Origin of the sequence: Sulfitobacter sp. (genome assembly GCF_036960155.1) — a bacterium.
In the GTDB taxonomy this organism is placed as follows: Bacteria; Pseudomonadota; Alphaproteobacteria; order Rhodobacterales; family Rhodobacteraceae; genus Sulfitobacter.
The window spans coordinates 48292-59588 of sequence record NZ_JBALWB010000011.1 but is presented as its reverse complement, the minus strand read 5'-3'; the positions used below and the strand labels follow the sequence as shown (position 1 = coordinate 59588).

The 11297-nt window shown below is 51.6% G+C and carries 12 protein-coding genes and 1 pseudogene; 4 read left to right on the top strand and 9 right to left on the bottom strand.

What is annotated here, in order from left to right; translation table 11 throughout:
* Positions 1–106: 106 nt before the first annotated feature.
* From V7775_RS19155 to V7775_RS19145, 3 genes are all read left to right on the top strand, one after another.
* Positions 107–1093 carry a Bug family tripartite tricarboxylate transporter substrate binding protein gene (locus V7775_RS19155; protein WP_335753534.1) on the top strand — a complete coding sequence of 329 codons (987 nt, stop codon included), beginning with the start codon at positions 107–109 and terminating at the stop codon, positions 1091–1093.
* Positions 1094–1156: 63 nt separating this feature from the next.
* Positions 1157–1639, top strand: coding sequence for a tripartite tricarboxylate transporter TctB family protein (locus V7775_RS19150; RefSeq protein ID WP_335753533.1), 483 nt, complete (start codon positions 1157–1159; stop codon positions 1637–1639).
* Between the two features lies 1 nt (position 1640).
* Entirely contained in the window at positions 1641–3152 is a 1512-nt protein-coding gene (locus tag V7775_RS19145; RefSeq protein WP_335753532.1) for a tripartite tricarboxylate transporter permease, read from the top strand.
* A gap of 43 nt (positions 3153–3195) precedes the next feature.
* On the opposite strand, the gene V7775_RS19140 is transcribed toward V7775_RS19145, so the two are convergent.
* The 9 genes from V7775_RS19140 to V7775_RS19100 all read right to left on the bottom strand — a co-directional run bounded on the left by V7775_RS19140 (position 3196) and on the right by V7775_RS19100 (position 10558).
* Complete coding sequence (locus tag V7775_RS19140) at positions 3196–4182, bottom strand: LysR family transcriptional regulator (protein WP_335753531.1); 987 nt, start codon at positions 4180–4182, stop codon at positions 3196–3198.
* Positions 4183–4251: 69 nt separating this feature from the next.
* Positions 4252–4677 carry a hypothetical protein gene (locus tag V7775_RS19135; protein WP_335753530.1) on the bottom strand — a complete coding sequence of 142 codons (426 nt, stop codon included), beginning with the start codon at positions 4675–4677 and terminating at the stop codon, positions 4252–4254.
* Positions 4678–4686: 9 nt separating this feature from the next.
* On the bottom strand, positions 4687–5244 hold the full coding sequence (locus V7775_RS19130) for an MmgE/PrpD family protein (RefSeq protein WP_335753577.1): 558 nt from the start codon (positions 5242–5244) through the stop codon (positions 4687–4689).
* The gene (locus V7775_RS19125; RefSeq protein ID WP_335753529.1) at positions 5142–5627 is read right to left on the bottom strand and encodes an MmgE/PrpD family protein; all 486 of its coding nucleotides are present in this window, start codon (positions 5625–5627) and stop codon (positions 5142–5144) included. Before V7775_RS19125 ends, V7775_RS19130 begins: the two co-directional genes overlap by 103 nt.
* Positions 5628–5650: 23 nt before the next feature.
* Positions 5651–6730, bottom strand: coding sequence for an adenosine deaminase family protein (locus V7775_RS19120; protein ID WP_335753528.1), 1080 nt, complete (start codon positions 6728–6730; stop codon positions 5651–5653).
* 10 nt (positions 6731–6740) lie between these two features.
* Entirely contained in the window at positions 6741–7577 is an 837-nt protein-coding gene (locus V7775_RS19115) for an ABC transporter permease (protein ID WP_335753527.1), read from the bottom strand.
* Complete coding sequence (locus V7775_RS19110) at positions 7570–8409, bottom strand: ABC transporter permease (RefSeq protein ID WP_335753526.1); 840 nt, start codon at positions 8407–8409, stop codon at positions 7570–7572. Before V7775_RS19110 ends, V7775_RS19115 begins: the two co-directional genes overlap by 8 nt.
* 3 nt (positions 8410–8412) lie before the next feature.
* The gene (locus V7775_RS19105) at positions 8413–9456 is read right to left on the bottom strand and encodes an ABC transporter ATP-binding protein (protein WP_335753525.1); all 1044 of its coding nucleotides are present in this window, start codon (positions 9454–9456) and stop codon (positions 8413–8415) included.
* Positions 9457–9526: 70 nt separating this feature from the next.
* Entirely contained in the window at positions 9527–10558 is a 1032-nt protein-coding gene (locus tag V7775_RS19100) for an extracellular solute-binding protein (RefSeq protein WP_335753524.1), read from the bottom strand.
* 201 nt (positions 10559–10759) lie between these two features.
* Here V7775_RS19100 and V7775_RS19095 point away from each other — a divergent pair.
* A pseudogene (locus V7775_RS19095) lies at positions 10760–11203 on the top strand (DDE-type integrase/transposase/recombinase).
* The last annotated feature ends 94 nt before the right edge of the window (positions 11204–11297 follow it).

Here is an 11297-nt window from a genome sequence, read left to right as displayed (position 1 = left end):
GTCTTTGATTGCCAATTATGAATGGTGTCAGGTCGGTGTCAGGTTTTCATGTTTTAGTCGCCCTAACTGAGCCGCACTGCGGACAGTTGTCAAATGGGAGGATAATATGACGACTTTTAAGATGGGCCGCAGGTCCCTGATCGCGGCGGCTTTTGCCGCATTAAGTTTTGGCTCGACCGCACAGGCGGACGGCCATCAGGTTCTGGATAGCATCCACTTTCTGATCCCCGGCGGCGCTGGCGGCGGATGGGACGGCACAGCGCGTGGCACTGGTGAAGCGCTCACAAATTCTGGTCTCGTAGGCACCGCGTCATATGAAAATATGTCAGGCGGTGGCGGCGGCAAGGCCATCGGTTTCTTGATCGAAAACGCCGACAGCAACCACGGCACTTTGATGGTCAATTCCACGCCCATCGTGATCCGTTCGCTAACAGGTGTTTTCCCGCAAAGCTTTCGTGACCTGACACTGGTTGCAGGCACAATCGGCGACTACGCTGCAATTGTTGTCGGCAAAGACAGCTCCGTTAGCACCATGGCTGATTTGTTGACCGCTTATGATGCTGACCCATCGGGCACGGCAATTGGCGGCGGTTCTGTTCCCGGCGGCATGGACCATCTGGTTGCGGCAATGGCGATGGAAGCGGCAGGCAAAGATGCCTTAGGCGTTAAATACATTCCCTATGACGCAGGCGGCAAAGCCATGGCAGCCCTGCTGTCAGGTGAAATTGCAGCACTGTCCACAGGCCTGTCAGAAGCGATTGATTTGGCCGATGCGGGCGAAGTGAAAATCATTGCCATCACAGCGGACGAACGTGTGCCCGCAGCGGCCGATGTTATGACCATGAAAGAACAAGGCATCGACATGAGCTTTGTGAATTGGCGCGGCTTCTTTGGCGCACCGGGTTTACCTGCGGACGAACTCGCGATGTACCAAGATGCGATTGCCAAAATGTACGACACTCCTGAATGGGAAGAAGTGCGGCAGCGCAATGGTTGGGTCAATATCCACAACTCTGGTGACGACTTCAAAGCGTTCCTTGAGAACCAAGAAAAAGTCATCGGCGACCTGATGAAAAAACTAGGCTTCCTGTAAACAGGAACCACAATGGCAGGGCGGTTCGCCGCTCTGCCACTTATATTTCGGGAGGAAAAGAGCATGGCGTTAGATCGTTGGATTGCACTTATATTATTGGGCATATGTCTGGTTTATGGCTACACGGCATGGTTCACGATGGACGCGGGTCTCGCTCCATTCATGCAACGTAACCCGATCTGGCCAAGCACATTTCCTAAGGTTCTATCCCTCCTTGGTATCGCCGCGTGCCTCATCATTCTGTCAGGTGTTGAAAAATCTGAGCCAAAAGAGGCCGAGATCGATTACCGCCGCCTGCACGAATACAAACTGGGTCAGGCGCTTATGCTGCTGGGCCTGATGGTTGCCTATGCGCTGTGCCTGCGACCCGTCGGTTTCCTTTTCTCCACCACTGCTTTTCTGTTTCTCGGCGCCTTCATCTTGGGCGAACGCAAGTGGCTGCTGATGATATCAGTTGCCCTCATTGCGACGATGATCGTTTGGTATCTGGTGCAACAGGTTTTGGGCATCTACATGCGCCCACTGCCCGGCATGTTGGGAGGTTGATATGCTAGAAGGACTTCTTATCGGCCTGCAAACGGCCATGTCATTTCAGAACCTCGCAATGGTCATTGCAGGGTGTTTGATCGGAACATTTATCGGCATGTTGCCGGGCCTTGGCCCAATGTCGATTATTGCAATTATGATCCCAATCGCCATTTCAATGGGCGATCCTTCGGCCGCTTTGATCCTGCTTGCTGGTGTCTACTACGGGGCGATATTTGGGGGCTCTACCTCCTCAATCCTCCTCAACGCCCCCGGCGTTGCAGGAACAGTTGCATCCAGTTTTGATGGCTATCCAATGGCCCAGCAGGGCAAGGCGGGAAAAGCATTGACCATCGCCGCCATCAGCAGCTTTGCTGGCGGAACGGTTGGCGCAATTCTGTTGATGATATTCGCACCGATGCTTTCGTCCGTGGCCTTACTTTTCCACTCTGCAGAGTACTTTGCACTAATGGTTGTGGGGCTTTCGGCTATCGCGGCATTCGCGGGGACTGGCCAAGTCGCCAAGGCAATGATCATGACGGTGTTTGGTTTGATCATGGCCACTGTCGGCGAAGGCGCATTGTTCAATTTGCCGCGCTTTACGGGCGGCATCATGGATCTGCAATCAGGTTTTGGTTTTATCACCCTTGCGATGGCGATGTTCGCATTGCCCGAGGCAATATTTTTGGTCTTGAAACCCAAAATGCCGGGCAACGCGGACGGCGCCATCAAGGACCTGCGCATCACACGCGCAGAGGCGCGGGCCATCGCGCCCGTTATCGGCCGCCAATCAATCCAAGGTTTCTTTATCGGCGTTTTGCCCGGTGCTGGTGCGACAATCGCCAGCTTCCTAGGCTACGCCGTTGAACGTAACCTAGCCACAAAAGAAGAGCAGGCTGAGTTCGGAAAAGGGTCTATCAAAGGCCTTGCCGCACCTGAGACAGCGAACAACGCCGCCTGCACCGGATCATTCGTACCGCTTTTGACATTGGGCATCCCGGGTTCCGGCACAACGGCAATCCTGCTCGGCGCGCTCATTGCTTTGAACGTCTCGCCGGGTCCACGCCTAATGATCGACGAGCCGCAGATTTTCTGGGCCGTCATCATGTCGATGTTCATCGGTAATCTGGTGCTTCTCATACTGAATTTGCCCCTCATACCCTACATCGCCAAAGTGCTATCGATCCCACGCAATTTTCTGATCCCTTTCATTTTGTTCTTCACCTTAATGGGGGCCTACATTGGCCAGAACAACGCAACTGAGCTGCTCATCCTTGTCGGCTTCGGGGTCTGCGCGACGGCTTTGAAATTTGCGGACTATCCACTGGCTCCCCTTTTGATCGGGTTCATTTTGGGCGGCATGCTAGAGAACAACTTCGCACGATCAATGCAGCTGTATGACGGTATCTCGTTCATCTGGGAACGCCCCATGACGCTGGGTCTATTGATCATCGCCGCGATCCTGATCGTGCTGCCCAGCTACCGCGCAAGACGCGCACGAATTCGTGCGAGCGGCATTGCCGATGGTGACTAGTATCTAGCTAAAAGACTGACCAAATACTACCCCCTAGAAACTACTATCCGTTTCTAGGGGGGACTTCGTTCTCACGTGCCAATTTCTCAAATGCTCTCAGTTCAACCCTCAAAAAGGCTTCAAGAAAATCGGTCTCGTCTTTTTTGAAACGATCTTTGCGTTCAACTAGATAGTAGGTTCGATGAACTACCGGGTCGACCAAAGGGATCACACGGATACCGCTTTCCTCTGTCTCTTGGACGACCAGTTTGGGGAGTATCGCCGCCAATCCGCGGTGTTTTACCAACCCCATAAGGGTATTGCGAAACCGAACATGTACGGCGGGCTCAAAGAACATTCCAATCGCACGGAACACGTCGTTGATTATCTCGTAACTGTTTGAACCTTCCTTGAAAACGGCCAGCTCTTCCTGCTTCAGCTCTTCCCATCGAACAGTTTCACGGGCGTGAAACCGGTGGTCTTGATTTACGACTAAGCAGTATTGGTCGCGAAACAACTCCCTTGACCAAAACCGTTTTGGATCTTCCTGAGTACTAATGATGCCCAAATCGACATCACCAACGTCAACCGCAGCGACAATCTCTGGGTTGATACCGTCCAACAACGTTATCTTTATTTTCTCATTTTCCGCCTCGAATTGATTGATCAGAGACGGCAACAGATAAGCAGTCAGGCTAGAGATAGAGGCGATCTTAAGCTCTGCCGGGGCCCCTGCCCCACGCGCACTCAGAAAAGTGGTGAAATCGATACATTGGTTCAAATAGAGCTCTACTTTTGGCAATAGCTCTTCTGCTTTCGCAGTTATGATAACGTTTCGCCCCACCCGCTCGAAAAGAGGTGTATCGATTGCATCTTCTAACAGTTTAATTCCGCGACTAAGTGACGGTTGAGCAACGCCGCATTTTTTCGCCGCTACAGTAAAGTTACCAAACTTAGCAGCAGTATAGAAATAGCTCAGATTTCGCCGGCTAAGCCGAGCGTCGAAATTTTCCGAGGAGAGATAATCAAGGAGGTTTTGCATATGCACCATATCAACTCAAAGATCGATCAACAGCAAGCCAAAGCTAGTCAACATTCGCCCTCTGATAGCTTTTCACTATCAAAGTGGCCTGCTCAATATCTCTGAAATATCGCTCAGATTGAAACGATCGCCATGTGATAATCCAAACGCAATGAGGTGGTCCTGTTCCGTTACACCCAATCGATCAGACACCAACTGTCGGAATTTCAGAACAACTTGCTCTGTGGTCATTGGGTTTTTGGGGTCCCCTTTGGCCGCTGGAACATGACCTTTGAATTGGTCGCTATTGCGTGTGGTCACGAGGAAGTCGGGCTCCACCCCAGGCGTCCAATCATCCTTCACGTCAAAGCGCACCAAACGTGCCAATTCCAGCGTCCTAGAGGACGTAATCGTCTCGTCCGTAAACCGGTCAATGCCAATTGTATCGAACTGAAGCGCCAAAGCGATCGCAAATGGCAGGCTCAACTGGGCCTCGGCGACTGTCGCAGGGTCTACCTTTCCCAACTGGCGATATTACGAGGCAGAGCACGTCACCAAAACCGCATCAATGTTATCAGCGGTTACCTGATTTTCTGATCGCATCTGGTGAATGACATCGATGGCACTGTGGCATCCTCGGCAACATGCATATGGCTTGATACCTGTCCATCCAAGCCGCAGATCATCGCCAAGGTCAGCGAACAAGGTCATCAGATCATAGGTATGGTTGAAGGCGTATAGGGAGAAATACCCACCCCATTCAGCCTCAATAACATAGCGGGGTCCGGTAAATCCTTCGCGCGCCAAGTATGCCGCCGTAATTCCGCTTTGCGCTGCATTTCCGGGATTGAACCGCTTGCTCATGGACCCATCGCGACTAAAAGCCCAAGTCCCGCCAGCAACGCTACCGGACAAGCCGATGGCCGAGACCATTTGGGCCTGCGTCAGGCCAAGATACTTGCTTGTTGCGACTGCCGCAGCATAGGCCCCTAATGTTCCAGTTGTGTGCCATCCTGTACTGTTATGTTTTGAATAACCGCCGCCAGCATCCGTCGTCCGATTTCGTACCCGAGGATCATCGCCTCCAGAAATCGGCCCTCATCGAAATCGTTCTCGTGTTCTGCAACTGCAAACAAAGCGGGCAGCACAACGGCCCCCGTGTGATCGATGCCTAGAAAATCATCCAGCTCAAGAACGTGGGACATGATCCCGTTAAACATTGCCGCATTACGCGGAGTGCCCTTCAAACTGGTGCCCCACATCGCGACCTTACCTGCGCCGCCGTCCAAACTTTGGCAAGCTGCAAGGGCCGCATTTTGCTCGGGCGTTCCCAAACCACCCAATGCGCACCCCAAGAGATCAAGCAATAAGAGCCGCGCATAGGACACTATGATTTCAGGCGCATCTTCTAGGTGAAACCCGCAAGCAAATTTAGCAAAGACTTCGGTAAGGCTGGTTGAGTTTTCGTCCTGCATGATATGCCCCTAACGGTGTTGTTCTAGGCTGTGATCAAACCGTGCTTTACAACGGCGGCATCGAACCCAATCGTGAAGTCCGAAGTCATCTGTGCGCGTGTTGCATCGTCGATCCAAGCCCCTTCGAGACCGTTCAACATAAAGCCATGTAGGTCATCGACTGTGTAACCAAACGCGTCGTGCATCATTTTCCACACAAGGTTAGGAGACACGTTGTGGAATGTGGGATCATCTGTGTTCGGGTGAATCTTTAGACCCTTACGCGCCATCTGGCGGATCGGGTGTTTCTCGGCCCATTCGGATTGATCAAGCGTGCGCATATAGTAGGAATTTGTCGGCACAACAGTCACGATCATTCCCCGCTCGATACACGATTGCAGCAGTGTTTCGTTCTCTAACATCGTATAACAGTGATCCAAGCGGTCCACCTGCAACAGATCAAGAGACGTTTCCACATTGCGCCAATGACATCCAAATTCCCCCGCATGGGCGGTCGTCTTTAGACCTGCCTCACGGGCCATTTGGTAAGCTTTCCAAAACCCTTCTGGCGGATGTCCGGTTTCGAGATAGTCTATTCCCAGGCCGATTGCGCGATCATCTCGATGCGCCAATACACGTTCCATCAGGGTCACTGCATCCTCAACGCTGGCTTGGCGATCGATGGCATGGATCAGCATTGCGTTGATCCCTAGCGTCGCCTGCGCATCCTCCATCGCGCGGGTGATTGCGGCCTGCGTTTGTGCAAAGGTCAAATGTGGGTGGTGGGCCAATGTACCCGTCGAGTTCCAAAATAATTCTGTATACTGGACGTTCTCCGAGGCTAAATCCTCGAGGCATTCCATGGTGAGGCGGTACAGTCGATCCGTACTGCCGAAAATGAATTCTTCCATGAAACGAAACGCATGCAAGACGCCTTTGGGCTTCTCTCCACGCACGTAAAATTCGGCCACGCTTGCTTCGCTCATTGGTGCGCCCGTCTCGCGTACGAAATCTTTCAGCGTCGCTTCTCGAATGGTGCCGTACAGGTGGCAGTGTATATCTACCTTTGGGATTTCTGCAAAGAATGCGTCAGGGATTTGTGGCGTTGTTGATGTACCAGACATAAGTGAAAACCTACTTCTCAGAGAATATCTTTAAGCCAACAGTCCGGCTTGTGATGATGAAAATGATCAGCGTAACCGTCAACATAATGGTCGAAATTGCAGCGGGTGTAGGGTCTGCCGAATATTCGATATGGGACATCATCTGCACAGGTAGGGTCGTGGCATTTGGTCCGGTCAAGAAGATGGACAGCGACACATCGTTAAACGAATAGGTGAACGCCAAAATCCCGCCTGAGATGATGCCGGGGCGCGCCATCGGCAACACCACATTCATGAAGGTCCTGTAGGGCGTCGCGCCAAGGCCCAGGCTGGCTTCTTCTAGTGAGATGTCCGTGCCCGCCATCGCGGACCAAACCGACCGTACAACAAAGGGCACTGTGATCAGGATATGCCCGCCAATTAGGTTGATAAAGTTGTTCCCCTCAAGTGCGAAGTGCACAAGAATGTTGAACAACGCAAAGCCTAAGACAATCACCGGCAACAACAGCGGGGTGAGGACAATCAGTTCGACAAAACCCTTTGCCCGAAAGCTACCGCGTGCTAGCGCACGCGCCACCAAAATCCCAATCACAGCGGAAATCGCGGTCGATATAATTGCGATGGTAAAGCTGGTGATGATCGAAGACGAGAACCAAGAAAGCGAGAACACCTCCCAATACCACCGCATAGAAAATTCTGTTGGGGGGAACGTTAAGTAAGAGGCCGACGTGAACGACGAAATCACAACAACCAAGATTGGTCCAAGCAGGAATAAAAAGCCAAAGACCATCATGGCCACCGAAAGCGATTTGCCAGCAATCAACAGCACGTCTTCGACACGTGCCCGATTTTGGGATGATTTATTCATAGGATTTAAGCACCTTTTTTCCGACCCAGCGCTGTAGCGCAACAAAGCTAAGTGCCAAAACGATGAGCACCAGACCAACAGCGGCGGCGGCGGACCAATCAAAGGTGGTGAAGGCGAATGTATAGATCAGTGTGGTCAACAGCGGTGTTCGCCCTCCGCCCAACAAGAGCGGCGTTGCGAAGGCTGTAAGCGCTAGTGCAAAGACCAATAGCGTACCTGTCAAAAGACCCGGAACACTGACAGGTATGACAATCCGAAAGAACGTCGTGACCGGATTTGCGCCCAGGCTCATGGACGCTTCTTCCAAGTTAGTGTCTGCTTTTTGCAGGCTCGCGACCAATGACAACACCATGTATGGCAACAACAACTGGCTTTCGCCAAGGATCACAGCCCATTCAGTGTGAAGGATCTCCAGAGGTTCGGAAATAATGCCAATACCCATGAGAAATTGGTTCAAAATACCGCTAGGGCTAAGCACAACAATCCAGCCATACGCACGAACCACAACGGACACCATCAAGGGAAAAACCAGCAACGTCAAAAGGACCGGTTGCAGGCGTGCATTTGCGCGCAAAAACCCAATCGCCAGCGGATAGCCCAATATGATGGTGATCAGGGTGACACTAATAGACACTCGAATGGTCCGCCAAAAAGCTTGCATCGCAAGTTTGCTGTTCCAGAGCTTTTCAAAATTCGCCAGCGTAAAGCCTTCAATATCCGGCGACGAAAACGCCGAGACAAATAGCATCATTGCTGGGATAACCGCCAAGATTGTGACGATTGTGAAAGCCGGAAGCGATAAGGCCCAATCTTTTTGTCTTGCGGACAACATGGCTTAATCCTGCTCCAAAATCAGAATTTTTGCTGGCGGCAGATGCAATTTAACATTGCCTGTCAGCTTCTGTTCCTTTTCAGTTTTTAAAATGATCGGCTCAGAGCCTAGTCCAGTTTGAACCTGATAGACGTTGGATTCACCTGTGTAGGCTTCGCCAATGATTTCTCCGGTAATTTGGTTGTCCGACGCATCAGCCTCGCTGTTGACCAATTGCAAATCCCCACTGCGGAAACCTGCCATCATCTGGCTTGGCCCCTTCCCCGCGATGTCGGTCTTAAATTCGGATCCCGCCAGGCGAACACCATTGTCAGTTCGTACCGCTGGCAAAATGTTCTCGACCCCGATGAAATCTGCGACAAAGGCGCTGTTGGGGTGATCCCAGATTTCACGTGGGCTGCCGACCTGTTTGACGACGGCGTTGTTCATCACAACGATCTGGTCAGACAGCGTGAACGCCTCTTCTTGGTCGTGCGTCACCAGCAAGGTCGTGACACCAGATTGCCGCTGGATACGCTTAAGCTCAAACCGCATTTCATCGCGCAATTTGGCGTCCAATGCGGAAAGAGGTTCATCTAGCAACATGACATCGGGCTCAATGATCAAAGCACGCGCCAATGCAACCCGTTGACGCTGACCACCACTAAGCTGGCGCGGGTATTTGCTGCGGCTGTCCGGCAAGCCAACGCGTTTCAGCGCATCATCTACCTTACGCGAGATTTCATCTTTAGGAACCTTCCGCATCTTAAGGCCGTACCCGACGTTATCGCCGACAGTCATAAATGGAAAAAGCGCGTATGATTGAAAAACGATACCAATGTTGCGACGCCATGAAGGCGTATTTGCCAGCGATCGACCATCCAGCAATATGTCACCGCTGGTCACATCTTCAAACCCTGCAATCGCGCGTAATGTTGTGGTTTTGCCGCAGCCACTTGGGCCCAGAATACTGATCAAGCTTCCAGACTCGGCCATGAAACTTGCGTCATTCACGGCAGTGAATTCGCCGTATTTTTTAATAAGGTTTCGGACCTCAACAGAAGACATAATCCACATCCAATCAGGAAAAGTAAGGCGATGCAGAAGGATCTGACACCGCCTCAGTTCAGGGAGGTTCTTAGTTCGCGATTACAGTTTCCTGCCACAACTCAACCCAATCAGCCTTGGATTCTGCGATGGTTTTCATATCCCAAAAGTTCAGGTTATCCATTTCCTCAAGGGTCAGGACGTTGCGCGGCATTTCTGCGGCACCGGACATATCAACATTGGCGGAAACAGGTGTTTCACCGGATTCATTCAGAAGACGGTTCTGCACTTCATCAGACAGCATGTAGTTCATGAACTTTTCGGCCAGCTCTGTGTTTTTGCTGCCTTGAACTGCGCACATCAGGTTCAAGACGCCCAAACCACCCTCATCAGGCCAAGCAAAATCCATTGGAACGCCGTCTTCTTTTTTCACAAAGATATTCAGCTGTGGCGCAAGCGAAACATCCCCCCGCACAACACTCTCAAGAACTTCACGCGAAGCGAAAAACTGCAAGTTGTCGCGAGAGGCGTGCAAGGCATCAAAGCCCGCAGCAATGTTCGTAATGTCGCCACCGTTCAGCTCTGACATTTGAATAGCCAAAAGTGTCGCGTAAGAAATACCAATATCGGGGTATCCAGCTTTGCCAGCCAGATCATCCCTTAAAATATCACTCCACGACGTTGGCGGAGTATCCCCAAATTCGTCCGTATTATAGGCCAAACCAGCACCAAGAACCACAAACGCAGGGCATGAATCGCCGCCCATTGGGTCTTTGGCAAAATCACGCAAGTTGGCGCGGTTCGGTACGTTCTCAACAGTCACATTTGAGATAAGGTTGCGTGAATATGCTTCATACATCTGGAAATCAGAGAGGAAAATCAGATCGACCCCACGACCCTTTGTGGCAATCAGTTTGCTCAAACGTTCAGACGACCGCCCACCATCAATTGCAATTTCAACACCATGCGCCTCTTCGAATGGCTTTACATAGTTATTTGTAAACCGTTCGCCATAGCCACCGCCCCACAACGAAATTGTAAGATCAGCCGCACCAGCCGTACCTGCGGTTAACGCGAATGCAGCAAACGCTGCGGCGGAAAGTAATGAGGTCTTACACTTCATGATTATGCTCCAATTGGTCTTTCTGTTTGGAGCAGATTAACAGATGCTAACCAAGCCATCCAATATGAATAAGCTCTCAATCAATAGCGTATGTGCATGAATGAGTGCGGTGACCAGTCTGCAAATTAGTGTCGAGGTTTGCCCCCTGACGGGGCACTGTAAACTCAATGCACCGGTCTCGTAGAGATGCGATGTGGCAGCATGACCACATCCAGCCCTCCTTCGCTTTACCACTGCCATCGTTTTCCACCAGATGTGATTGCTCAAGCGGTTTGGCTGTATTTCGGAATTCCACTCAGCCTGCGCATGGTCGAGGATCTGCTCGCCGAACGCGGCATAATCGTTTCGCATCAGACAATCCGGGAGTGAGCCGATAAATTGCGTTCATACGGAGTTGCAAAGCGAGAAGTTATGTCCGGTGTCGAACACCGATCGCACAAGGGGCCGAATAATCGGGCCGAGAATTCTCACCAGCCAACGCAGAAAAGAGAAAGGGTGATGAAGTGGTTCAAATCACCAGCTCACTCGCAGCGATTTCTTTCAACCCACGATCCGATCGCCGACTTGTTCCTGCTTCCTCGGCACGAAATGAGATCACTGGCGACGCAAACCTGCCGCGAAATCGCTCAAGGTGTAGCGGCTTAAGCCCGAAGATCGCAGACCTACATAGCTGAGATAGTTAAGTTTACGGTGCCCCCTGCCCTAGTGCTAATACGGTTTTTCAAGGACAGGTAGCCGC